This is a genomic window from Streptomyces sp. NBC_00887 (assembly GCF_045207585.1).
In genome coordinates this window covers 3,291,372-3,315,529 of record NZ_CP108788.1, presented here as the reverse complement: position 1 = coordinate 3,315,529, position 24,158 = coordinate 3,291,372, and the positions used below count along the sequence as shown (strand labels likewise).

14 protein-coding genes and 1 pseudogene are annotated in these 24,158 nt (G+C 70.3%); 8 read left to right on the top strand and 7 right to left on the bottom strand.

The features are described 5' to 3' along the window. The first annotated feature begins 28 nt into the window (after window positions 1-28). The 5 genes and pseudogenes from OG844_RS15090 (at window position 29) to OG844_RS15070 (ending at window position 5,791) form a co-directional block, all read left to right on the top strand. The gene (locus tag OG844_RS15090; RefSeq protein ID WP_406396141.1) at window positions 29-1,012 is read left to right on the top strand and encodes an arabinan endo-1,5-alpha-L-arabinosidase; all 984 of its coding nucleotides are present in this window, start codon (window positions 29-31) and stop codon (window positions 1,010-1,012) included. Further along, window positions 994-2,478: a family 43 glycosylhydrolase gene (locus OG844_RS15085; protein ID WP_406390634.1), complete on the top strand. Its 1,485-nt coding sequence runs from the start codon at window positions 994-996 to the stop codon at window positions 2,476-2,478. Before OG844_RS15090 ends, OG844_RS15085 begins: the two co-directional genes overlap by 19 nt. Window positions 2,479-2,579: 101 nt before the next feature. Further along, entirely contained in the window at window positions 2,580-3,371 is a 792-nt protein-coding gene (locus OG844_RS15080; protein ID WP_406390632.1) for an ATP-grasp domain-containing protein, read from the top strand. 248 nt (window positions 3,372-3,619) lie between these two features. Continuing rightward, window positions 3,620-4,591 (top strand): annotated as a pseudogene (locus OG844_RS15075) (pectinesterase family protein); the annotation flags it as partial. Window positions 4,592-4,783: 192 nt separating this feature from the next. Further along, on the top strand, window positions 4,784-5,791 hold the full coding sequence (locus OG844_RS15070) for a LacI family DNA-binding transcriptional regulator (RefSeq protein WP_406390630.1): 1,008 nt from the start codon (window positions 4,784-4,786) through the stop codon (window positions 5,789-5,791). 68 nt (window positions 5,792-5,859) lie between these two features. On the opposite strand, the gene OG844_RS15065 is transcribed toward OG844_RS15070, so the two are convergent. From OG844_RS15065 to OG844_RS15035, 7 genes are all read right to left on the bottom strand, one after another. Continuing rightward, entirely contained in the window at window positions 5,860-6,570 is a 711-nt protein-coding gene (locus OG844_RS15065) for a glycoside hydrolase family 12 protein (protein ID WP_406390628.1), read from the bottom strand. Between the two features lie 29 nt (window positions 6,571-6,599). Continuing rightward, entirely contained in the window at window positions 6,600-8,819 is a 2,220-nt protein-coding gene (locus OG844_RS15060) for a glycosyl hydrolase family 95 catalytic domain-containing protein (protein ID WP_406390626.1), read from the bottom strand. Then, complete coding sequence (locus OG844_RS15055; RefSeq protein ID WP_406390624.1) at window positions 8,816-10,792, bottom strand: beta-galactosidase; 1,977 nt, start codon at window positions 10,790-10,792, stop codon at window positions 8,816-8,818. The genes OG844_RS15060 and OG844_RS15055 overlap by 4 nt, the downstream gene beginning before the upstream one ends. Window positions 10,793-10,806: 14 nt before the next feature. Beyond that, window positions 10,807-13,062, bottom strand: coding sequence for a WD40/YVTN/BNR-like repeat-containing protein (locus tag OG844_RS15050; protein ID WP_406390622.1), 2,256 nt, complete (start codon window positions 13,060-13,062; stop codon window positions 10,807-10,809). A gap of 72 nt (window positions 13,063-13,134) precedes the next feature. After that, a complete protein-coding gene (locus OG844_RS15045) occupies window positions 13,135-14,058 on the bottom strand; it encodes a carbohydrate ABC transporter permease (RefSeq protein WP_406396139.1) in 924 nt (307 codons plus the stop codon). A gap of 17 nt (window positions 14,059-14,075) precedes the next feature. Next, window positions 14,076-15,098 carry an ABC transporter permease gene (locus OG844_RS15040; protein ID WP_406390621.1) on the bottom strand — a complete coding sequence of 341 codons (1,023 nt, stop codon included), beginning with the start codon at window positions 15,096-15,098 and terminating at the stop codon, window positions 14,076-14,078. 1 nt (window position 15,099) lies between these two features. Then, window positions 15,100-16,773, bottom strand: a complete 1,674-nt coding sequence (locus OG844_RS15035; protein ID WP_406390619.1) for an extracellular solute-binding protein — start codon at window positions 16,771-16,773, stop codon at window positions 15,100-15,102. Window positions 16,774-17,156: 383 nt separating this feature from the next. Between OG844_RS15035 and OG844_RS15030 the strand changes: the two genes are divergently transcribed. The 3 genes from OG844_RS15030 to OG844_RS15020 all read left to right on the top strand — a co-directional run bounded on the left by OG844_RS15030 (window position 17,157) and on the right by OG844_RS15020 (window position 24,128). Continuing rightward, on the top strand, window positions 17,157-20,015 hold the full coding sequence (locus tag OG844_RS15030) for a glycoside hydrolase family 3 C-terminal domain-containing protein (RefSeq protein ID WP_406390617.1): 2,859 nt from the start codon (window positions 17,157-17,159) through the stop codon (window positions 20,013-20,015). Between the two features lie 62 nt (window positions 20,016-20,077). Beyond that, the gene (gene yicI / locus OG844_RS15025; protein ID WP_406390615.1) at window positions 20,078-22,351 is read left to right on the top strand and encodes an alpha-xylosidase; all 2,274 of its coding nucleotides are present in this window, start codon (window positions 20,078-20,080) and stop codon (window positions 22,349-22,351) included. A gap of 244 nt (window positions 22,352-22,595) precedes the next feature. Beyond that, a complete protein-coding gene (locus OG844_RS15020) occupies window positions 22,596-24,128 on the top strand; it encodes an aldehyde dehydrogenase family protein (protein ID WP_406390613.1) in 1,533 nt (510 codons plus the stop codon). Window positions 24,129-24,158 lie beyond the last annotated feature (30 nt).

Genomic DNA, 24,158 nt, shown 5'->3' with positions numbered 1-24,158 from the left:
CCCCGACACGACCGAAGAAGGTCTCCTGATGAGCCGCATCCCGACAAGAATTCCGCGAAGGGCCCTCGCCGCCCTGCCCGCCGCACTCCTGCTGGCGCTCGTGCCGACGAGCGCGTCCGCGTACCCCAACCCCGGTGTCGTCAAGGGCGACATCGTCGTCCACGACCCCACCATGATCCGGAGCACGTCCGGCCAGTACCTGCTCTACTCCACCGGAGAGGGCCTCCAGCTCCGCACCTCCACCGACCGCACCGCCTTCGGCCGGTCGGGCAACGCCTTCACGACGAAGCCGAGCTGGTGGAAGAACTACTCCTCCGCGTCGGACCCGTGGGCCCCGGACATCTCCTACCGCGGCGGCAAGTACCTGATGTACTACGCCGTTTCGTCCTTCGGGTCGAACACGTCGGCCATCGGCCTCGCGGCCTCCACGACCGGCCAGGCGGGCAGCTGGAGCGACTACGGGATCGTCTACACCTCGAACTCGTCGAGCGACTACAACGCCATCGACCCCAACCTCTTCGTGGACGACGACGGCAAGTGGTGGCTGTCCTTCGGCTCCTGGTGGACCGGGATCAAGATGATCCGCGTCGACCCGTCGACCGGCAAGCAGTACGCCGGAGACACCGCACGCCGCTCGCTCGCCTCCCGCCCCACCGGTACCAAGGCGGTCGAGGCGCCCTCCATCGTGAAGCGCAACGGCTACTACTACCTCTTCGCCTCGTACGACACCTGCTGCGCGGGGACCAGCTCCACCTACAAGATCAAGGTGGGCCGGGCGACGAGCGTCACCGGGCCCTACTACGACCGCAACGGCGTGAACATGCGCAGCAACGGCGGCACCCCGGTCATGGAGTCCCACGGCCGGTACATCGGCCCCGGCGGCCAGTCGATCCTCGCCGACTCCGACGGTGACCTGCTCGTCTACCACTACTACGACGGCCAGGACAACGGCACCCCGAAGCTCGGCGTCAACCTACTGAACTGGAGCAGCGGATGGCCCGTCGCCTACTGACCCTGCTGAGCGCCCTCCTGCTGGCCCTCGCGCTGGGGCAGCCGGCCTCCACGCAGGCGGCACCGTCCGAGACCTCCTCCGTGCAGGCCGCCGAGGGGCGTCCGTACACCAATCCCGTCAAGGCGCAGAAGGGAGCCGACCCCTGGATCTCGTACCACGACGGCAACTACTACCTGGTGGCGACGAGTTGGACCGACGTCATCACCATGCGCAAGTCGCCGACCCTCGCCGGGCTCGCGACCGCGCCGAGCGTGCAGGTCTGGCAGGGCGACGCCGCCTCGCGCTGCTGCAACATCTGGGCACCCGAACTGCACTACTCGGGCGGCCGCTGGTACCTCTACTTCGTCGCCGGGCAGAACATCGCCGACTACAACCCCACGCAGCGGGTGCACGTGCTGCAGAGCGCGGGTACGGACCCGATGGGCCCGTACACGTACAGGAACCAGCTCGGCAGCACCTGGATGCTGGACCCGAGCGTGCTCACGCTCAACGGCTCGATGTACCTGCTGGGCAGTGCGAGCGGCGGCGGTACGCAGAACCTGGTGATCGCCCCGATGTCGAACCCGTACACGCTCAGCGGCTCGTTCTCGACGATCTCCACGCCGACGTACGACTGGGAGAAGTCGGGCGGCACGGTGAACGAGGGCGCCGAAGTGCTGCAGCGCGGCGGGAAGACGTTCATCGTCTACTCCGCCAGCGGCTGCTGGACCCCCGACTACAAGCTCGGGCAGCTCACCCTGACCGGATCCAATCCGCTCTCGGCTTCCTCCTGGACGAAGAAGTCCACTCCGGTCTTCCAGCGCAACAACGCCGCCGGGGTGTACGGGCCGGGGCACAACGGCTTCTTCACCTCACCCGACGGCACGGAGAGCTGGATCGTCTACCACGCCAACGACTCGGCGTCCGACGGCTGCGACAACGGGCGGACGGCGCGGGCACAGAAGTTCACGTGGAACAGTGACGGGACGCCGAACCTCGGCACGCCCGTCGCACTCGGTACGACACTGGCCGGGCCCTCCGGCGAGAGCGCGGCCACGCCGACCGCGTACACGGTGGTCAACAGGGCCACCGGGAAGTGCCTGGACGTGAACGGTTCGTCGACCGCCGACGGGGCGAACGTCCAGCAGTGGACGTGCAACGGCGGTACACAGCAGAAATGGCGCATCGAGGACCAGGGCGACGACACGAGCCGTCTGGTCAACGTCGCTTCGGGCAAGGTGCTCGACACGGCGGACTGCTCCGCGGCCGACGGCGCCGACCTGCGCCAGTGGTCGTGGCTGAACAACACCTGCCAGCGCTTCGGCCTCGTCACCACGGCGGCCGGCGGCTGGGTACGCATCGTCAACCGGGCGAGCGGGAAGGTCGCCGACGTGGCCGACTGCTCGGCCGCCGACGGTACGGACGTACGGCAGTGGTCGTGGCTGAACAACAACTGCCAGCAGTGGAAGCTCACTCCGGCAACCTGAGGCCCCGCGAGCGCTGCGTGATCCCCCCACAGGACCCAGGGTCCGGGCCGCCACCCGGACCCTGGGTTCCTCTCTCACGAGAGGCTCTAGGCTGCGGTCGTATGGTCCCTCTCCTGGCGTTCGCCCCGCACCGTTCCACGACGGCCGGGCTCCTTGCGGACGCGGCGCACGACCGCGGCATGGAGGTCGTGATCCTGCCCCGCGACGGAATCCAGGACCGGCTGCGGGGGAGCGGGCGCGCGCACTACTACGGCGGCCCGCACTTCGCCGCGGAGGTTGCCGGGCCCCTGGGGACATCACTCCTGGAACCGGACGAGGGCTGGCTGGACGCTCTGCCGTACGCCTTCACCGGGCGCAGGATCAAGCGCGTCAAGCTGTCGGAGGCCCGCCGCGAGAAGGGCCCCGTCTTCGTGAAACCGCCCACCGACAAGAGCTTCCCTGCCGCCGTGTACGCGGACGGCAGCGCGCTCCAGGTGCCCTCGCCCGAGAGCGATCCCCTGGTCCAGGTCAGTGAAGTGGTGACCTGGGCGGCGGAGTTCAGGCTCTTCCTGCTCGACGGAGCCATTCGGGCCGGCTCCCAGTACGCCACCTTCGGCCGACTGGACGCCGCACCGCTGGAAGGGCACCCGCAGGAGACCGGGATCCGGGACTTCGCGGGGCGGCTGGCGGACGCATACGGGGCCACGTTGCCCAGCGGCGTGGTGGTCGACGTCGGACGGATGCGGGGTGCCGGCGGCGGGGACACCGAGCGGTGGGCGGTCGTCGAGGCCAACATGGCCTGGTTCAGCAACGTGTACGCGGCCGATCCGGCCGGTGCGCTCGATGTGGTGCTGCGGGCCGCGGGACCCCGTGGACAGGTCCAAGAACGGGACCTGCGGTTCCGCAGGGTGTGAGGCGGCGGCGCGTGAAGCTGCACCCGCCCCTGGAACCCGTGCCGCCGCAAGTTACGTGAAGCGGCAACCTTTCGGGCCGTCGTGGCGACTACTGCCAGGAACCCCCACCTCTTCCCTACGGAACGGACCAGGTCATGGCAGCGAATCGACGACGTACCACGGTCGCCCCCGGACAGCGCCGCGCCCTGGTGGCGGGAGCGGCGGCGCTCGTGGCCGTCGTGTCGGTGCAGGCGCACGGGTCGGCGTCCGGCGCAGCGGCGGCGAGCACCCTCACCGTGGCCAAGGACGGCACCGGTCAGTACACGACCGTGCAGGCCGCCGTGAACGCGATACCGGCGGGCAACACCGCGCGCGTCATCGTCTCCATCAAGCCCGGTACCTATCGCGGGACGGTGAAGATCCCCGCCACCAAGCAGAACGTGACGCTCCAGGGGAGCGGATCCGGCCGCGGTGACACCGTCATCGTCTACAACAACGCCTCCGGCACGCAGAAACCCGACGGGTCGGGTACCTACGGCACGAGCGGCAGCGCCACCGTCGCAGCCGAGGCGAACGGCTTCCAGGCCCGCAACCTCACGATCTCCAACGACTTCGACGAGGCCGCCAACCAGAACATGAGCGGACTGCAGGCCGTCGCCCTGCGCACCGCCGCGGACAAGGTCTTCCTCGACTCCGTCATCGTCACCGGAGACCAGGACACCCTGCTGCTCGACACCTCGTCCAAGGCGACGCTCGGCCGTGTCTACATGACCAACTCCTACGTCGTGGGCAACGTCGACTTCATCTTCGGGCGGGCCAGCGCGGTGATCGACAAGTCCGTCATCACCCTGAAGAAGCGATGGGACGGCAGTTCCGCCGGCTACATCGCCGCACCCAGTACCGCCGCGGACCGCAAGGGCTTCCTGATCAACAACTCGACCGTCAACGGGGACGTCTCCGCGGCGAGCTTCTACCTCGGCCGGCCCTGGCACGCGGGCGGCGACGCCTCCCTCGACCCGATGGCCACCTTCCGCAACACCACGCTCGGTGCCGCGATCAAATCCGCCCCGTGGACCGACATGAGCGGCTTCTCCTGGAAGGACGACCGCTTCGCCGAGTACAAGAACACCGGGCCGGGCGCGGGTTCGGCGAGCAGCAACCGGCCGCAGCTCTCGGATTCCCAGGCCACGGCCCAGGAGACCGCCGACTGGCTGGCCGGGTGGACACCGTCGGCATCCTGAGTCACGGTGTGCTGGAAGCAGCCGGGGATCCATACGATCGAAGCGCTTCGACGCCACTCTGGACAGTCCCTGTGAGCGAGTCTAGGCTCCACGGTGTCTATGCATGTCAGAGTGTAAAGGGAACCGTAAGTGGACGCTGTCGAAGCGCTTCACCAGGTTTCCTTTCGGTCCTCATCTGTGATGGAGAGCTGAATGGTCACGCTTGCCGAGGTCGCCCAGCACGCCGGAGTCTCCGCGAGCACGGTGAGCTACGTCCTCAGTGGGAAGCGGTCCATCTCCGCCTCCACCCGCGAGCGGGTGGAGCACAGCATCCAGCAGCTCGGCTACCACCCCAACGCGGGGGCGCGAGCCCTCGCCAGCAGCCGGTCCAACATCATCGCGCTCATGGTGCCGTTGCGCACCGACATGTACGTGCCGGTGATGATGGAGATCGCCATCGCGGTCGCCACGACCGCACGGACGCACGGCTACGACGTCCTCCTCCTCACCGGGGAGGAGGGCCCCGCCGCGGTCCGGCGGATCGCGGGGAGCTCACTCGCCGACGCGATGATCCTGATGGACGTCGAACTCCACGACGAGCGGCTCCCGCTGCTGCGGGAGTCCGGGCGGACCGCCGTCCTCATCGGCCTGCCCGCCGACACCGCCGGACTCACCTGCGTGGACCTCGACTTCGAGGCCACGGGGGCACTGTGCGTGGAGCATCTCGCGGGTCTCGGACACCGTGAGATCGCGGTGATCGGTGAAGCCGCCGCCGTCTACGAGCGGCACACCGGCTTCGCCGAGCGGACGGTGGACGGGATACGGGCGAAGGCGCAGGAGACGGGAGTGCGGGTCCTGCACCGGCCCTGCGAGGGAGGGTACGCGGCGATGGCAGGCACCCTGGCCAGGGTCTACGACGAGCGGCCGGGCACGACCGGCTTCATCGTCCAGAACGAGGCCGCCGTCGAGCCGCTGCTCAACCTCCTCCAGCAGCAGGGCCGTGCCGTGCCCGAGGACGTCTCCGTCGTGGCGATCTGCCCCGAACAGGTGGCCACACAAGCCTCGGTCCGCCTCACGTCCGTCGCCATCCCGGCGCAGGAGATGGGGCGCGGGGCGGTGGAGCAGGTGGTGGCCAAGCTCGCGGGCCGCGGCACGGACGAGGTCGAGCTGCTGGCACCCGAGCTGACCGTACGCGCGAGCACAGGTCCAGCTCCGGCCTGAACCCCTTCGAACCGGACGAGCCGGTCCCCGCGGGGACCGGCTCCGCCCGTACGTGAGGGCCCCGGGGATCAGCTCGACGAGACCTTGAACGAGTTGGTCCTGAAGTCCAGACCGCCCTGCGAGGAGGTGATCTCGTAGCCGAACTGGACGTCGCCGATGGTCTCGTTGCCCCACCAGCCCTTGGTGTCCTTGATCCACTTCAGGATCGGCAGGATGTTCACGGTGCCGGAGGAGGAGTCCGAGGTCCGCAGGAACGAGAAGACCTGGTTGGCGCCATTGTCGCCCTTGTAGACGGCCCAGGTGTGGCCGCCCAGGCTCACGTTGCCCTGCGAGGTGCCGAGCGGGCCGACGGCGCCGTTGTAGTTGACCCAGAGCATGACTTCGTAGTCGTAGTCCGTGTCCCAGATGTCGTACGACGTGTTGTAGGCGCCGGAGGACGGGACCGTGACGTTGTAGTTGCTCGTCAACGACGAGAGCGACGTGATCGGCTTGTTCACGATCTTCTTGGCGTTGGGGTACGACTTGATGCCGCCGGTGTTCGGGTGGTCGGCCCAGACACCCCAGTTGCTGGAGGAGTTGGCCCAGACCGTCTGCGCGCCCGCTCCGGAGCCCCAGATGTTGTTGTAGAGGATGTAGCCGTCGGACGTGGTGTAGTTGCCCCACTGGTCCGATGAGGACCAGATCACCGCGTGAGCCGGTGCCGAGGCGAAGCCGATCAGGGCGGCCGCCGCTGTCGCGGGGGCCAGGAGGAGCCTGGTCAGGGTGCGTCGTCGTGCCATGGTGTCCCTTCCATGGGTGGGGGGAATCGCTACCGCGGTCTCAGGGTGAGGACGCGGTCCACGCCGGCCGTGAGGTCCAGCGGAGCCTCGGGGTCGTCCGTGCCGGTCGCGACGAGTACGAGCCCGTGTCCCGGGCGTACGTCGACGCGGGCGTCGCGGGTCGGGTGCAGGACCGCCGTCGCACCCTGGGCGGACCAGCTGAGGTCCAGCCCGGCGCCGAACCTGGTCCGGATGCCGCGGAGTTCGCCGGCGGGGCAGGTCTCGGGAACGGCGGGAAGAAGGACCAGGCGGCCGGGCGCCGACTGGACGAGCGCCTCGATGACGGCGGCCGGCAGCGCATGCGCCGCATCGGCGTTGTAGACGTTGCGCGCCGGATAGTGCGCGCTCATCAGCGAGTCGTGGAAGAAGTCGCCCGCCAGTACCGCGTCCAGAGCGGCGGACACCCGCGACGGGTCGCGCAGCCGTGCCGCGATCAGCGCGTGGTGGAGATGGCCGTGGGCGGAGTCGTTCTCCGAGCCCCGCAGCTCCAGGGCGCGGTGCGCGGCGGCCGCCTGTCGCGGTGTGTCGTACGGGTTGATCTCGTCCAGCGGCCACACCGGGTAGAGATGGCTGAGGTGACGGTGGTCGTACGTCTCCTCCAGCCCCGGCCACGCCCACTCGGCGAGCGCCCCGTCCTCGTTCACCAGATAGCCGGGGAGCCGGGTCGCGAGCTCCCGCCAGCGGTCGGCGGAGGGGTGGTCACCGGCGCGGTCGGCGGCCGTGGTCAGGGCGTGACGGGCGGCGGCGATGTCCATGGTGGCGTTGACGGTGCCCCAGCTCGCGTTCGCCGGGCGGTTCTCCGGGGAGTAGGACGGCACGATCGCGATGCGGCCGTCCGGGTCCTCGCGGGTGAGGAAGTCCTCGTAGAACAGTGCCGCTTCGACGAGCGCGGCGGTGAGACGGGAATCCGTCGTGCCGCTCGTCACCTCGGCGTGTTCGAGCAGCGGCTGGAGCAGCCAGTCCGCTCCCGCCGTCCACAGGTGCAGCGGGTAGGCGCGCTGGAAGTGCCGGGTGTGGCCCGACTCGCCGTCCGTATGGGACGGGGCGACGATGCCGCGGGCGCCGAAGATCGCACGCGCGTTGTCCTGCCAGTGGGCCAACTGGCCGTGTACCAGGGCGGCATGGGCCTCGGTGACCTCCGGCAGGGCGGCCGCGGCGGCCGAGGAGATCTGGAGGTTGAGGTTGGCGTTCGTGGTGAACGCCCCGGACCACGCGGTGTCCCAGTCGCCGGTCCACAGCCCGGTCAGGCGGGGCGGCAGCAGCCCCGAGGAGGAGAGCAGATGGTAGCGGCCCGCCGCGAAGAGGCGCTCCAGGAGCGCCGGGCTCCGCGGCCTGCCGACCAGCTCGCTGCCGGGCAGATCCCGGTCCTGGACCGCGTCCCGCAGCGTCAGCGTCGTGCGCCCGAACGCCTTGCGGTGCAGCGGCTGATGGCGGGCGAGCAGGGTGGCGTAGGCCTCGTGCGGCAGATCCGCCCACAGGGCGCAGAGGTCGGGGTGCCCGACCCCGCGCCGGACCCGGGTCGCCAGTGTGAGGCTCCGCCCACCCTCGACCCGGATGCCTTCGCCCGCGACGGACACCTTGCCGCCGTCCACCGTGGCGACGGTGACCCCCGTGTAGGTGAGGTCACTGCCCGGATAGCCCACCCGCAACGCCATCTTGGCGCCGTCCGGGGTCAGCACGGTCGAGCGGCCGACCGCCAGGTGCGCCGGAGCGCCCGGCAGGCCGTGGTCCAGGACGAGGTCGGCGGTCAGTCCGAGGTCCGTGATGTGCTGGACGATCACGTCGTCGGCCCTCGACACGAAGACACGGCTGCGCCAGGCCTCGTAGGAGGCGTTGACCTCGCCCGTCGTGAAGTCGACCTCGCGCCGGTAACCGGCGACCGCCTCGTGCAGTCCCCGGCTCCGGCGGACGCGGGTCTGGAACGCGGGGTGGAAGGGCTGCACCCACGCCAGCGGACGCCCCGCGCCGAACTCTTCGGCCGCCGTGGTGTCCCCGGCGAGCAGCGCGTCCTGGAGGCGGCCCAGCCGGTCCGAGAGCTCCGGCGGCCGTGCCTCCTCGCTGCCGTTCGGCCGGACCAGGGTGTGGTGGTTGACGATGACCCGGTCGTCCGCCGGATCGCCGTACACCATGGCCCCGTGACGGCCGTTTCCGCTGAGGAAGGCGTCCTCCCAGCGGGCGGCGGGGCGCGGCTCCCACGTGCCGTCGATCATGCGGAGGCGTCTCTGAGGACGGCCACGCCGTACCGGCCCAGTTCCACCTTGCCGTCGGTCCCGGTACCCGTGAGGAGATCGGTGTGGCGGCCCGGAACCATGACCGTCACCGTGGACCGGCCGTGGTGGAGCAGGAAGAGCAGGGAGCCGCGGCGCACCGCCTCCACCCCCGCCGGCAGCCCCTCCAGCACGGGGCGTGCGCCCGACTTGGCCGCCACCCGGCCCAGCAGTTCGCGCAGGGCCTCCGGCTCGGGCAGCGTGGACACGTACCAGGCCGTGCCCTTGCGGAGCACCGCGGGCAGTCCGTCCAGTTCGCCGCCCCGGTAGGCGGAGACCGTCTCCGCCCTGCTGTCCGGCTCCAGCTCCTCCGACCACAGGCTGCCGCTGAAGCCGTCGCACTCGACCGACGCGCCCGCGTCCAGCGGCCACCACTCGTGCACCGTGCGGATCCCGAGCAGCTCGCGCAGCCGGCTGTCCATGCCGCCCGGCCTGATCCGGTCGTCGGCGTCCGCGATTCCGGTGAAGAACCCGCAGACGAGGGTGCCGCCGCCCCGCACGTAGGAGACGAGGTTGTCGATCGCCGCGTCGCCGAGCAGGTAGAGCTGCGGTACGACGACCATGCGGTAGGCGGTCAGGTTGGCCTCGGGGCGGGCGAACTCCGTCCTGGTCCCGTTCTCCCACAGTCCCCGGTGCCACGCCTGCACCACATCCGGGTACGACACGAGCGAGGACGGCCGGCCCTCCTGGGCGCTCGCCCACCACGCGTCCCAGTCGTGCAGGACCGCGACCTCGGCCGGCACGGGCGTGCCGCTCACCTCGGCGCCGAGCTGGGCGAGTTCGGCGCCGAGCTGCTTGATCTCCCGGAACACGCGCCCCTGTTCGCCCGCGTGGGTGAGCATCCCGGAGTGGAACTTCTCCGATCCCTGCCGGGACTGCCGCCACTGGAAGTAGCAGACGGCATCCGCGCCCCGCGCCACCGCCTGAAGCGACCAGAGCCGGTTGAGGCCGGCCGGCTTGGGGTGGTTGACCCCGCGCCAGTTGACCGGGCCCGCCGCCTGTTCCATCAGCATCCACGGGCCCGCGGCCTGCGACCGCGTCATGTCGGCGAGCATGGCGTTGTACTGGCCGCCCTGCGGGTCCTGGGGGTCCGGATAGACGTCGACGGAGACGACGTCCTCCTGCTCCGCCCAGGCCCAGGCGTCCTGGCCCGACCACAGCGGCATGAAGTTGGTCGTCACAGGGATGTGCGGGGTGTGCCGGGCGACGATGTCCCGCTCGGCGACGTAGCACTCCATCAGGGCGTCGGAGGTGAACCGCTTGAAGTCCAGCACCTGCGCCGGGTTCTTCATGTACTGGGCGCGGCGGGGCGGCAGGATCTCCGACCAGCTGTCGTAGCGCTGGCTCCAGAATGCCGTTCCCCACGCCTCGTTGAGCGCGTCGAGGCCGGGGTGGCGGGCGGCCAGCCAGCGGCGGAAGTGGGCAGCCGTCTCGTCGCACCAGCAGTGCGTGCAGTACTCGTTGTTGATGTGCCACACGGTGAGCGCCGGATGGTCCGCGTACCGTGCCGCGAGGTCCTCGGTGATCGCGGCGGCGTAGCGGCGGTAGACCGGCGAGCTCGGGCAGAAGTGCTGGCGCGAGCCGTACGAGACCAGCGTTCCGTCCTCGGCGCGCGGCAGGGTCTCCGGGTGCAGTGCGCCCATCCACGGCGGCGGCGACGCCGTCGGGGTGGCGAGGACGACACCGATGCCGTGCGCGTGCATGAGGTCCATCAGCCGGTCCAGCCAGCCGAACTCCCGTGCACCCGGGCGGGGTTCGATCTTCGCCCAGGAGAACACGCCGACGGTGACGGAGTTGACCCCCGCCTCCTTCATCAGCCGGGCGTCGTCGGCCCACACCTCCTCGGGCCACTGCTCGGGGTTGTAGTCGCCTCCGAAGAGAATGCGGCCACGGGTGGCGTCGTGCAGGGACGGCATGGACTTCTCGTTCCTCATTCGGGGTCCGCGTACTGGATGCCGCGGCCGTTGGTGCCCAGGTAGACGCGGCCGTGGATGCGGGGGTCACCGGTGATGACCTCACCGGTCCACCCCCATTGGTGCGAGTCGTCGTTGATGCGGACCCAGGTCCTGCCCGCGTCGTCCGAGCGGAGCACGGCGACACCGTCGTGCGTGGCGGACACCCGTCCGGTCTGGAAGACCGCGGGGTAAGGGGCTCTATGGCCGCGGCGCGATTTCCCGGCGGCCCTGCCGAAGCCGAGGGCGTGCGAGGCCTGGCAGCCGGCCACCGCGGTGAACGTCAGCCCGCCGTCGGTCGAGCGCAGCAGCCCGTTGTCCTTGGCCGACAGCCACAGGTCGCCGGAGCGGCCGGGCGCGGCGGCGATCCGGAACTGCACATCGCCCGACGGGAGCCCGGAAGCTCCCCGGGTGAAGGTGACGCCCTTGTCCGAGGAGACGAACACCGCGCCGGTGTCCGTGTCGTAGACGTAGAAGCGGGCGGGGTCGAGCGGGTCGGCGACCGGGGCGCCGCCCTTGGGGAACGTGGAGATCTCGGCCCAGGTCGCGCCACCGTCCGTGGAGCGGTGCGCGGCGTACTTCGTGCCGTCCCAGTGGACGAACGACCAGAGGAGCGTCGCCCCGTCGGCGGACACCGCCACCGGTCCGGGAGCGGAGCCGGCGATCGCGGGCTGGGAGGCGAACGGCTGCCAGCTCGCGCCCCCGTCCTGCGAGTACGCTCCTGCGGAGTCCGAGCCGGACGGCCAGCCCGTCCGTACGACGTACGAGGGCTTGAGCGCGGCCAGGGCGAGTCCCGTCGCCGTCCCGAAGACGGGGTTCGACGCCATGCCCCGCGAGGGGGAGGCGGTGAGGGAGTCGTGGTACATCACGCCGATGTCACCGAGCCCGCTCAGCAGCCGGGCGCCCGACGGAGGTGCGATCAGCTGCCGCACCGACGACTCCTCCAGACCTCGGATCTCCGGCGCCCAGTGGACCAGGTCGCGCGTCCCGAAGATCGTCGCCCCGGTGCCGTACACGAGGTGCTCGGAGTCGTACGGATCGACGGCCACCGCCTGGATCCACCAGCCGAACTTCGGGGTCTCACCGCCCCACTTCAGATAGGGCGTCTCCTGTGCGTCGAGGACCGCCGTGTCCTTGAGCGAGGTCCAGCTCGCGCCGCCGTCCGTGGAGCGGAACAGGGTGTCCACCGGACCCCAGCGGTTGTTCGTGGAGACGACGACCGTGCCGGGGCGGGTGGCGTCGACCGCGACTCCGCCGTAGCCGAACGCGTCCGCGGCCGCCGGCGCGACCGGGGTGACGTCCGTCCAGGTGCCGGTGACCGTGTCGAGCCGGTGCACCGAGCCGTCCGTCTGGTTGTTGGGCCCGGGGCCGTTCGCGTGACTCACGTACAGCGCCCGGGTGCCGGCGTCGTACGCGGCACGGATCGGGACCTTCGACGAGGCCGTCCCGGCGGACGGCTGACCGGGAACGGGCTCCCAGCCGCCGGAGGCGGCCGTACGGTACAGAGCCGTCCCCCCGTCACCCCAGCCCGCGTACACGGTGCGGCCCGCCGCCACCAGCAGCGTGACCCCCTGGCCGCTCGCCGACGCGGCCGCCGGGAACGAGGTGTCGGCGGCCCAGGTCGCCCCGCGGTCGGTGGAGCGAAGCAGCCCGTCGTGCCGTGTGCCGAGCCAGAGCGTCTCGCTGTCGCGAGGGTCGACCAGGAGCCGTTCGCCCGCGCCCCGGCCGTCCTCGTTGGCGCCCAGCCGTACCGTCAGGTCCGTACGCGCCCAGCTGGCACCCCGGTCCTCGGATCTGAGCACCGCGCCCGGACCTGCCCACGACTGCGCGTAGGTGCCGAGCGCCAGGTACAGCCGGTCCGGGTGTGCCGGGTCGACGGCCATGGCCTCGACACCCAGCAGATTCCAGTCGTCCCAGCCGAGGTGGTCGGTCAGCGCCGTCCAGCGCGCCCGGCCGTCGTCCCACCGGTAGGCGCCTCCGATGTCCGTACGGGCGTAGGCCAGGCCCCGGACGGCCGGGTGGAACAGGATGCCCGTGACGAAACCGGTCCCGCCGATCGCCGCCGTGCGCCAGCGGTGCGGCTGGGACTTCCTGGGCCTCCCGGCCGCCGCGGCCGGGGCGGCCAGGGGCAGCGCGACGGCGGCCGTCAGCGCGGCCGCACCGGCGAGCACCGTACGGCGCCGGGGCGCGTTCTCCTGTGCGGGTTCGGGCTGCGGGACGGACGAAGCGCGCATGACGGACACACCTTCGGGTGGGAGTGGTGGGGTCCTGCTGTTCGGGAGTTCGGGACGTGCGGCGAGGCGGTCTCAGCCCTTGATCGCGCCCGTGAGCATGCCTTCCTTGAAGTGCTTCTGCACGAAGGGCGACAGGACCGCGACCGGCAGCAGCGCCAGCACCATGACCGCCATCTGGATGGCGAGCGGTGACAGATGGCCCGTGTTGATGACCTGGGCCAGGCCGGTGGGCCTCTCCTGCTTGATGACCAGCTGGTTCATCACGTTCTGGAGCGGGAGCATGTCCGGGTCGCTGAGGTAGATCGACGCGTTGAACCAGGCGCTCCAGTAGCCGACCGCGTAGAACAGCGTGATCACCGCGATGACGGCCCGCGAGAGGGGCATCACGATCTGCCACAGGATGCGGACGTCGCCGGCCCCGTCGATACGGGCGCTCTCGATGAGTTCCTGCGCCGTGCTCATGAAGAAGGCGCGCAGGACCAGGATGTTGAACACATTCAGGGCGCTCGGGAGGATCAGCGCCAGATACGAGTCGGTGAGGCCGAGCCCCTGCACCACCAGATAGGTGGGAATCAGGCCCGCGCCGAAGAACATCGTGGCCAGCATGAAGATCAGCAGCGGCCGGTGCAGGACGGACCCGGTGCGCGAGAGACCGTACGCGCACATGATCGACACCGTCATGCTGAAGAGCGTCCCGACGACGGTCACGCCGATGCTGACCAGAGCCGCCCGGGTCACCTGGCCGCCGCCCAGGAGCTCCTGGTAGGCGACGAACGTGATGCCGCGGGGGATCACGACCAGGCCGCCGGTCTCGGTGATGGTCTTCACCGAGGACAGGCTGGTGACGACGACGACCCAGAGCGGGAACAGGACGCCCAGGCAGACCAGCACGAGGACGACGCCCTTGGAGGCGAGCCCCGCCTTCGACGGTTCCTCCTCCCACGCGGGACGCAGACGGCCGCGTGTTCCGGGCTTCACCCCGGCGATGCCGGTGATACCGGCGAGCAGGCTGCTCACTTCTTGTACACCCCCTGCTCGCCCATGAGATGAGCGACCTTGTTGGCCCCGAGGACCAGCAGCAGACCGAAGATTCCCTTGATGATTCCGACGGCCGCCGCGTAGCTGAAGTTGCCGTAGGTGATGCCGACGTTCCAGACGTAGGTGTCGAGGACTTCGGACGCCCCCGGGCCGACGGCCGTGCGCTGGAGCAGGATCTGCTCGAATCCGACGGTCAGTGCGTTGCCGACCTGGAGCACGAGCAGCAGGGCGACGACCGGGCGCAGGGCGGGCAGCGTGATGTGCCACATCCGCCGCCAGCGGTTCGCGCCGTCCATCGCGCTCGCCTCGTACAGATCGGGGCTGACGGAGGCCAGGGCGGCCAGGAAGACGATGACGCCCCAGCCGGCGTCCTTCCAGATCATCTCGAAGGTGATCAGGAACTTGAACAGACCGGGGTCGGTCATCAGGTCGATGCCGTCGTGACCGTGGTCGCGCAGTGTCTGCGCGATGAGCCCCGCGCCACCGAACATCTGCTGGAACACGGTGACGACCAGGACCCAGGAGAAGAAGTGAGGCAGGTACAGGATCGCCTGGGCGACCGCCCGGACCCGGGGGCGCACGAAGCTGTTGATGAACAGCGCGAGCAGGATCGGGACCGGGAAGAACAGGGTCAGCTGGAGCAGGAAGATCACCAGCGTGTTCTGGAGCGACGACCAGAACAGCCGGTCGTTCACCATCTGCTGGAACCACTCGAGGCCGACCCACGGACTCTGCGCCATCGACTGGAACGCGTTGTCCGCGATGTACGGGTCGTAGTCCTGGAAGGCGACGACGTTGCCCGCCAGGGGGATGTACGCGAAGACCAGCAGGAGCAGCATCGCCGGCAGGGTCATCAGGATCAGTGTGCGGTCCCGGCGGAGCCGGTGACGCAGGGTGATGCCCCCGGCCGCCCGGCGCTTGCGCCGTTCCGCCCCGCCCGTCTCGACCGGCGGCGTCCGTGTCGCCCGCGCGCGCCGGTCCTCTGTGCTCAGTGACATGTCAGGAGGCCGACTCGCCGGTCTCGTCGAGCAGCTTCTTGTACCAGTCGCGAAGCTTGTCGCCGCCCTTGGTCTTCCAGTCGGAGACGTTCTGCTGCATGTCGCTGATCTTCTTGCGGCCGCGGACGATGTCCTTCTCCAGGTCCTCGAACTGGGCGTTGAGTTCGGCGTACCGGGCGGGCTCCTGGATCTGCATCCCGTAGAAGAGCGGCTTCTTCACGTGGGCGCCCTGGCGCTGCTGCCACTCGACCATGCCCTTGGCCACGTCGGGCTGGTCGGCGAAGGCCCGGAAGGGAGCGGGGGAGGCGATGTACTCGTAGGTCGCGAAGACCTGGTTGTTGCCCAGCTCCGTCTTGGTGAGGACACCGTCCTTGAGCGTGTGGTGGGTGCCCTCGACGCCGTACGCCCGCAGACGCTGCTCCTTGGTTCCGTAGGGGGCGGCGGTGTAGTTGGCGAGCGCCAGGATGTCCTCGATGGTCTTCTTGTCGGCCTTCTCGTTGATGAAGCACCAGATGTTGGACGGCGAGGCCGCGTAGAGGACGGGGGTGCCGCCGTCGTGGGCGAAGATGTCCATCGCCGCCATCCTGAACTTCGGGTTGTCCAGGCGCTGGACCGCCGTCTTGCCGTACCAGTCGGAGATGTCGGCGTTGTACATGAGGATCTTGCCCGAGGCGAAGACGTTGCCCAGGTCACCCTGCTCCGCCTTGGCGTCGGGGTGCACGAAGCCGGCCGAGTAGAGGGAGCGCGACCACTCCAGGGCTTCGAGGTACTCGTCCGTCTCGTAGCGGTTGACCAGCTTGCCGTCGACGAGCTTCCAGTAGTACGGCTTCTCCGGCAGGGCCCCGAAGAAGTTGAACGCCGACCACGTCATGTCGGCGCACGCCCACACCTTGCTCTTCGGGGCGTTGATCTCCTTGCAGAGGTCGAAGAACTCCTGGGTGGTGGTGGGGACCGAGTAGCCCTTCTCCTCGAAGATGTCGGCCCGGTAGAACGGGGTGATGTTCGGCGTCGCCTCGGCCGGCATCGGCAGCCCGCGCAGCTTGCCGGCGAAGACCGCCCGCTGCCAGGCGCCGGTGGGGATGGCCGCGAGGTTCGGGTACGCCTTCACCTTGTCGCCGGAGAGGTACGGGCCGAGGTCGGCGAACTTGTTGGCGATGGCGCTCGGTATCTTACCGTTCAGTTCCCAGCCGGGGACGACGACGGCATCCGGGATGTTGCTGGACGCGAGGACGGCGCCGAGCTTCTGGCCGTAGGTGTTGCCGTCCTGGTTCTGCCACTTGACCTTGACGCCGGCGCCTTCGTCCATCGCCGTCCAGTACGGGTTGCCCTCACCGGGCGAGGTGCCCCACAGCGGCGCCAGGATGCTCAGCTCGCTGCCTTTGCCGAGCTTCTTCGGCACGGAGACGGCGAGCTGAGCGGCGGGCAGCGCGGTGGTGAAACCGGCGGCCGAACCGTTCTTGCTGGGGATGTCCGGGGTGACCACGTCGGACGGCACGTAGGCGGGAAGCACGTCCTTCAGCTTCTTGCCGGTGGTGGTGCCCTCGTTCTTCGAGCTGCTGCCCGAACCGCCGCAGGCGGCGAGGAGCGGGATGCCCCCGCCCACAGCTGCCGCGACGACCGCGGTCGAGGCGAGGAAACTCCTCCGGCTCGGGACGGAGGGGGAGTTCGGCGTCATTGCGTCAACCCTTCGTGGTGCACCAGGACAGTCCGGCGGTGGCGAGTGCCGTCCGGCTCCTGTGTCTTGAGGTAGCGGGCGTTACCGGCCGAGCCGGCAGCACTGCACCGGCTGAGGCGAAGCGGGTCGATCAAGTGTGTCGTCGAAGCGCTTCGATGTTGCAGCGAGATTAAGTGAAGCCATCCGACCGCACAAGAGTCGGTTTCCAGATTCCTCGGACCTGTTTCCTAACCGTTTCCTGGTGGAACGAGGCCCGGGCGCGCGCAGCGCTCGGCTCGCACCCTTGACACCTGCGGATTGTGCGCAGAGCATCGAAGCGCTTCGAAGATCCTTCGAGGCGCGCCAGCCGTGAATACCTCCCACCTTTCCAAGGGGACCCGCACGTGACGGACCATCCGCTTCCCTTCCGCGACCCGCAGCTGACCTTCGCCCTGCGCACCGCCGATCTCCTCGGGCGGCTCACGCTCGACGAGCGGATCGCGATGCTGCACCAGTTCGCACCCGCGGTGGAGCGGCTGGGCCTCGGGTCGTTCCGTACCGGACAGGAGGCCCTGCACGGAGTCGCCTGGATGGGCCCCGCCACGGTCTTCCCGCAGGCCGTCGGGCTCGGCGCGACCTGGAACGACGAGCTGGTCCGGCGCGTCGGTGAGGCCGTCGGCAACGAGGTGCGGGCCAAGCGCGCCGAGGACGACCGGGTGGGGCTCAACGTCTGGGCCCCGACAGTGAATCTGCTGCGCCACCCGCTGTGGGGCCGAGGCGAGGAGGGGTACTCCGAGGACCCGGCGCTCACCTCCGCGATCGCCGTCGCCTACACCCGGGGGCTGCGGGGTGACGACCCCCTCTACTGGCGCACGGCCCCGGTCCTGAAGCACTGGCTCGCGCACAACAACGAGACCGACCGTGACACCGCCTCCTCCTCGGTCCGCCCGCGCGTCCTGCACGAATACGACCTGCGGGCCTTCCGCGGCGCGGTGCAGGCAGGTGCGGTGGCCGGCGTCATGCCCGCCTACAACCTGGTCAACGGCCGCCCCAACCACGTCTCCCCGCTCCTCTCGCAGGAGCTGCGCAGCTGGACCGAACAGCCGCTCGTCGTCTGCTCGGACGCCGGGGCGCCCTCCAACCTGGTCGACTCCGAGCACTACTTCGACACCCACGAGGAAGCCACCGCCGCCTCCCTGAAGGCCGGTGTCGACAGCTTCACCGACCACGGCCAGGACTCCACCGTCATGACCGGACGCATCCACGACGCGCTCGCCAAGGGCCTGCTCGACGAGGAGGACATCGACAACGCGGTCCGCAGGATCCTCGAACTGCGCTTCAGGCTCGGAGAGTTCGACCCCGAGCTCGACCCGTACGCGGGCCCCGCCGACTTCGACACGGCCGGGCACCGGGCACTCGCGCTGGAGGCCGCGGAGCAGTCCGTCGTGCTGCTCAGGAACGACGGACTGCTGCCGCTCGAGCCGCGTGACGGCCGGACCGTCGCCGTCGTCGGGCTGCTCGCCGACGCCTGCAAGCTCGACTGGTACAGCGGCACACTCCTGCACCGCTCGACCCCGCTCGACGGACTCCGTGAGCGGTACGGCGCCGAGAACGTCCTCTTCGCGGAAGGTGCGGACCGGGTCCGGCTGAAGTGCGCCGAGGGCTGGCTGAGGGTGCCCGAGGCCGGAGCGGCGACCGACGGCGAGACCCGTGGCGCCGAGGGCGCACTCGACCCCGCACTCCTCGCCGGCCGCACCGACCTGCCGCCGCTGACCTGCGGCGGGACGGCCACCGAGCTCGCCCTCGTCGACTGGGGCGAGGGTGTTCTCACCTTCCGTACCGACGAAGGCCTGTACCTCTCCGTCGCCGACGACGGCTATGTACGGGCGTCCGCGGACGAGCCGGGCGGCTGGGTCGTCCAGGAGACGTTCCGCCTGGAAGCGGTGGAGGGGCACGACGGCGGACACCGCCTTCTGCACATCGGGACGGGTGGGTACGTCACTGTCGCCGCCGATGGCGCAAAGGTTGCCGAGTCCGGCGAAAGGATTCCCGCGGCCCGCGGCACGGTCTTCGAGACCGAGACCGTCGAACGCGGTGAGGACGCCGTGGCCCGGGTCGCCGCAGCCGCCGACACGGTCGTCGTCGTCGCCGGGAACGACCCCCACATCAACGGCCGCGAGACCGAGGACCGCACGACGCTCGCCCTCCCCGCCCAGCAGGACCGGCTGTGGCGCACCGCGCACGCCGCCAACCCGCGCACCGTCCTGGTCCTCACCTCCGCCTACCCGTACGCGGTCACGGACGCGGCGGCAGAGCTGCCCGCCCTGCTCTGGACCGCCCACGGCGGCCAGGCCGCGGGCACCGCGCTCGCCCGGATCCTCGCCGGCGACGTGTCCCCGGCCGGACGGCTTCCGCAGACCTGGTACGCCTGTGACGACGATCTCCCCGGTCTGCTCGACTACGACATCATCGGCTCGCGGCAGACGTACCTCTACTTCGACGGCACCCCGCTCTATCCGTTCGGACACGGCCTCGCCTACACCGACTTCACCTACTCCGCCCTGCGGACGGCGCTGGAGGAGGAGGGTCTGCGGGTCTCGCTGAGCGTCACCAACGACGGCGCCGTCGCCGCCGACGAGGTCGCCCAGCTCTACGTCCGGGCGGCGGACTCCGCGGCGGACCTTCCGCTGCGCCGACTGGTGGGCCACCGCCGGGTGCACCTCGCGGCGGGTGCCGCAGAGCGCGTCGAATTCCTCGTGCCCGTCGAGGAGCTGGGCCACTGGAGCGTGGCGCACGGCCGCTGGACCGTCGAGCCGGGCGCCTACGAGATCCTGGCCGGGGCCTCCAGCACCGACATCCGGCTCACCGCCACCGCGATCGTCGACGGCGAGGCGTCCGGCCCGCGCCCCGTCGTGGAACGCGGACTGGAGGCCGCCGACTACGACGAGCAGCAGGGTACGGAGATCCTCGACCGTACGAAGGTGGTGGGCGACACCGTCGCGGCCGTCGACGGAATCGGCCAACTACTCTTCCGCGCCTGTGACTTCGGCGCCGGTGTGCAGGCGGTCACCGCGTCCGCCTCGGGTGCCGGATCCGTCACGGTGACGGTGGACGGGCGAACGGCGGAGATCGTGGTCCCGGCGACCACAGGACCGTACGACTACCGCACCGTCGAGGCCGCGCTCGACGCCCGTGGGGTGCACGACGTGCGCGTCACCCTGCAGGGATCCGTACGTCTGGCCGGACTCGGGTTCACCGCGTGACGACCGTGCCGCACGCCCCCACCCCCCGACCGTTTCCCTGTGCCCCCGGACAAGGAGTCCTCATGAAGTTCACCGACGGCTTCTGGCTCATGCGTGAGGGCGTCCGCGCCTCCTATGCGACCGAGATCCGCGATCTGCGCGTCGAGGCCGACCGGTTCACCGCGTACGCCGCGGTCAAGCGGGTGGCCGCACGCGGCGACACGCTCAACACCCCTCTGATCACCGTCGACTGCTTCTCGCCGGCCGAGGGCGTCATCGGCGTACGGGTCACGCACCATGCCGGAAAGGCCCGGCGGGGGCCCGACTTCGCCCTCCTGCCCGGCGACGGCACCTCTCCCGCCGCCCGCACCCGCCGGGACGGCGCGGTCACCGAACTCACCAGCGGGCCCCTGACGTTGCGCATGGACGGCGACGGCCCCTGGGGCATGGCCTTCCTCGACGCCGACGGCCGGCGCCTCACCGGTGTCGACCCCAAGGGCACGGCGTTCGCCACGACACCCGACGGCGCCCACCACATGGTCGCCCAACTCGCCCTGAGCGTCGGCGAGAACGTCTACGGGCTCGGTGAGCGCTTCACGCCGTACGTGAAGAACGGCCAGACCGTCGACATCTGGCAGGCCGACGGCGGCACCAGCAGCGACCTGGCGTACAAGAACATCCCGTTCTACCTCTCCTCGCGCGGCTACGGCGTCTTCGTCAACCACCCCGGCAAGGTCTCCTTCGAGATCGGCTCGGAGTCCGTCGGCCAGGTGCAGTTCAGCGTCGAGGACCAGTCGCTGGAGTACTACATCGTCGCCGGCCCGACGCCGAAGGAGGTCCTGGCCCGCTACACGGCCCTGACCGGCCGGCCCGCGCTGCCGCCCGCGTGGTCGTTCGGTCTCTGGCTCACGACCTCGTTCTGCACGTCGTACGACGAGGAGACCGTCACCTCGTTCGTCGACGGGATGGCCGAGCGCGACATCCCGCTCAGCGTCTTCCACTTCGACTGCTTCTGGATGCGCGAGTACCAGTGGTCGGACTTCTTGTGGGACCCCGAGGTCTTCCCCGACCCGGAGGGCATGCTGACCCGGCTCAAGGAGCGCGGGCTGCGGATCAGCATGTGGATCAACCCGTACATCGCGCAGAAGTCCGTGCTGTTCGCGGAGGGTGCCGAACTCGGGTACCTGGTGAAGCGGCCCAGCGGCGACATCTGGCAGTGGGACCTGTGGCAGCCCGGCATGGCGCTGGTCGACTTCACCGACCCCGCAGCCCGCGAGTGGTACAACAGCAAGCTGCGCGTGCTGCTCGACCAGGGCGTCGACTGCTTCAAGACGGACTTCGGTGAGCGCATACCGACCGATGTGGTCTGGCACGACGGCTCCGACCCCGAGCGGATGCACAACTACTACGCGCAGCTCTACAACCGCACGGTCTTCGAGCTCCTGGAGAAGGAGCGCGGAACGGGCGAGGCGGTGCTGTTCGCCCGCTCCGCGACGGCGGGCGGGCAGCAGTTCCCGGTCCACTGGGGCGGCGACTGCTTCGCCTCGTTCACCGCGATGGCCGAGTCGCTGCGCGGCGGCCTCTCGCTGAGCCTGTCCGGCTTCGGCTTCTGGAGCCACGACATCGGCGGCTTCGAGGGCACCCCCGACCCGGCTGTCTTCAAACGGTGGCTCGCCTTCGGTCTGCTGTCCTCGCACAGCCGGTTGCACGGCAACGTCTCCTACCGGGTGCCGTGGGCGTTCGGTGAGGAAGCGGTCGACGTGGCACGGAAGTTCACCCTGCTCAAGCACCGCCTGATGCCGTACCTGTACGGGGTGGCGGCCGAGGCGCACCGCACGGGCGTCCCGATGATGCGCCCCATGCTGGTGGAGTTCCCCGGCGACCCGGCCTCCCGCACCCTGGACCGGCAGTACATGCTCGGCTCCGACCTGCTGGTCGCGCCCGTCTTCACCGAGGACGGAGAGGTCGAGTACTACGTCCCCGAGGGCACCTGGACGTCGCTGCTCACCGGCGAACGGATCACCGGCCCCGCCTGGCGCCACGAGACCCACGGCTTCGACAGCCTGCCCCTGCTGGTCAGGGACGGGGCGGTGCTCCCGTGGGGCGCCGACGACCAGCGCCCGGACAGCGACTGGCTGGACGGCCTCACCCTGCGGGTGTTCGGTTCCGGTGACGGCGACGGTGAGCGGACGGTCACCGTGCCGGACCTGACCGGTGCCCGCGCGGCGGCCTTCCGCGTCGTACGGGACGCCTCGGGCGTGCACGTCGTGGCCGAGGGCACCGACCGTCCGTACCGCGTCACCGTGGTGGAGTCCGGAGCGACGGGGGAGGGGACGGGGACCGTGACAGTCCTCTGATCCGCCGCCCACCCGCACGACGGCCCGCCGTCGGCCCCATCCCAGGGGCCGACGGCGGGCCTTTCCGTGTTACCAGGGGTACGGCAGTGAGTCATGTCACTCAGAGTGAATTTCTCGGCATACATTCCGCCGGGCCGGACAGGTGTCCAGGCCGCTGGTGCGCCCTCATCCCGGTGCGTCCGCGCGGAACAGTGCTCGGCCGGACCGGTGCGGAGCGATTCAGGCACGGAAGGCAGACCACTACATGTCGGCTCACCCCTCGTCGGCTCATCCCGCGACGGTGCTGGACACCATCCACATCGACGGCGCCTGGCAGGCCGCGGCGTCGGGCGCGACGCGCGAGATCCTCGACCCTGCCGACGCCACCGTCCTGGCCCACGTCGCCGAGGGCGGCTCCGACGACACCGACGCGGCCGTCGCCGCCGCCCGCCGCGCCTTCGACGACGGCCCCTGGCCGCACCGGCCCGTCGCCGAGCGCGCCGGGCTGCTGCGCCGGGTCGCCGACCTCCTCCAGCGGGACCGCGAGGAGATCGCGATCACCGAGAGCCGCGACACCGGCAAGACCCTGGAGGAAGGGCGCGTCGACGTCGACGACGTGACCAACGCCTTCCGCTACTTCGCCGACCTCGTGATGAACGAGAGCGGCGGCCGGGTCGTCGACGCCGGCGACCCCGACGTCCACAGCGTCGTGGTCCACGAGCCGGTCGGCGTCTGCGCCCTGATCGCCCCGTGGAACTACCCGCTGCTCCAGGCCAGCTGGAAGATCGCCCCGGCGCTCGCCGCCGGAAACACCTTCGTGCTCAAGCCCAGCGAGGTCACACCGCTCTCAACGGTCCACCTCGTCCGGCTGCTCTCCGAGGCGGGTCTGCCGGACGGCGCGGCCAACCTCGTGACCGGCGCGGGCGACCCCGTCGGAGCCCGGCTCTCCGAGCACCCGGACGTGGACCTGGTCTCCTTCACCGGCGGCCTCGCCAGCGGTACGAAGGTGGCCCGGGCAGCCGCACCGACGGTCAAGAAGGTCGCCCTGGAACTCGGCGGCAAGAACCCCAACGTCGTCTTCGCCGACGCGTGCGCCACCGACGAGGACTTCGACACCGCCGTCGACCAGGCCCTGAACGCGGCGTTCTTCCACAGCGGCCAGGTCTGCTCCGCCGGGAGCCGGCTCATCATCCAGGAGTCGGTCGCCGAACGCTTCGTCACCGAGCTCGCCCGCCGCGCCGACGCGATCCGGCTCGGCCGCGGCACGGTCGACGGCGTCGAATGCGGGCCTCTCGTCTCCGCCCAGCAGCTCGCCAAGGTCGAGGCTTTCGTCGCCTCCGCCCGCGAGGAGGGCGCGATCGTGCGCTCGGGCGGCGCCCGCCCCGAACCCTCGGACGTACGGCCCGCGAGCGGCTACTTCTACCGGCCCACCGTCCTGGACGGCTGCCACCGGGAGATGAGGGTGGTCCGCGAGGAGACCTTCGGGCCGATCCTGACCGTCGAGACCTTCCGTACCGAGGAAGAGGCCGTCCGGCTCGCCAACGACACGGACTACGGGCTCGCGGGCGCCGTATGGACCACCGACGCGGGCCGTGCCCGACGCGTCGCGGGACGGCTGCGGCACGGCACCGTCTGGATCAACGACTACCACCCGTACCTCCCGCAGGCGGAGTGGGGCGGCTTCGGCAAGTCCGGTACCGGCCGTGAACTCGGGCCCACCGGCCTCGCGGAGTACCGCGAGGCCAAGCACATCTACCAGAACCTCAACCCGCGACCGCAGCGCTGGTTCGCGGGCTGAACCGGTCACCGTCCACCGGACGTACCCCCG

Bases quoted from the DNA above. Each gene is read 5' to 3' on its own strand.
- OG844_RS15090 (WP_406396141.1), top strand. From the start codon at position 29: ATGAGCCGCATCCCGACAAGAATTCCGCGAAGGGCCCTCGCCGCCCTG.
- OG844_RS15085 (WP_406390634.1), top strand. From the start codon at position 994: ATGGCCCGTCGCCTACTGACCCTGCTGAGCGCCCTCCTGCTGGCCCTC.
- OG844_RS15080 (WP_406390632.1), top strand. From the start codon at position 2,580: ATGGTCCCTCTCCTGGCGTTCGCCCCGCACCGTTCCACGACGGCCGGG.
- OG844_RS15070 (WP_406390630.1), top strand. From the start codon at position 4,784: ATGGTCACGCTTGCCGAGGTCGCCCAGCACGCCGGAGTCTCCGCGAGC.
- OG844_RS15065 (WP_406390628.1), bottom strand. From the start codon at position 6,570: ATGGCACGACGACGCACCCTGACCAGGCTCCTCCTGGCCCCCGCGACA.
- OG844_RS15060 (WP_406390626.1), bottom strand. From the start codon at position 8,819: ATGATCGACGGCACGTGGGAGCCGCGCCCCGCCGCCCGCTGGGAGGAC.
- OG844_RS15055 (WP_406390624.1), bottom strand. From the start codon at position 10,792: ATGCCGTCCCTGCACGACGCCACCCGTGGCCGCATTCTCTTCGGAGGC.
- OG844_RS15050 (WP_406390622.1), bottom strand. From the start codon at position 13,062: ATGCGCGCTTCGTCCGTCCCGCAGCCCGAACCCGCACAGGAGAACGCG.
- OG844_RS15040 (WP_406390621.1), bottom strand. From the start codon at position 15,098: ATGTCACTGAGCACAGAGGACCGGCGCGCGCGGGCGACACGGACGCCG.
- OG844_RS15035 (WP_406390619.1), bottom strand. From the start codon at position 16,773: ATGACGCCGAACTCCCCCTCCGTCCCGAGCCGGAGGAGTTTCCTCGCC.
- yicI (WP_406390615.1), top strand. From the start codon at position 20,078: ATGAAGTTCACCGACGGCTTCTGGCTCATGCGTGAGGGCGTCCGCGCC.
- OG844_RS15020 (WP_406390613.1), top strand. From the start codon at position 22,596: ATGTCGGCTCACCCCTCGTCGGCTCATCCCGCGACGGTGCTGGACACC.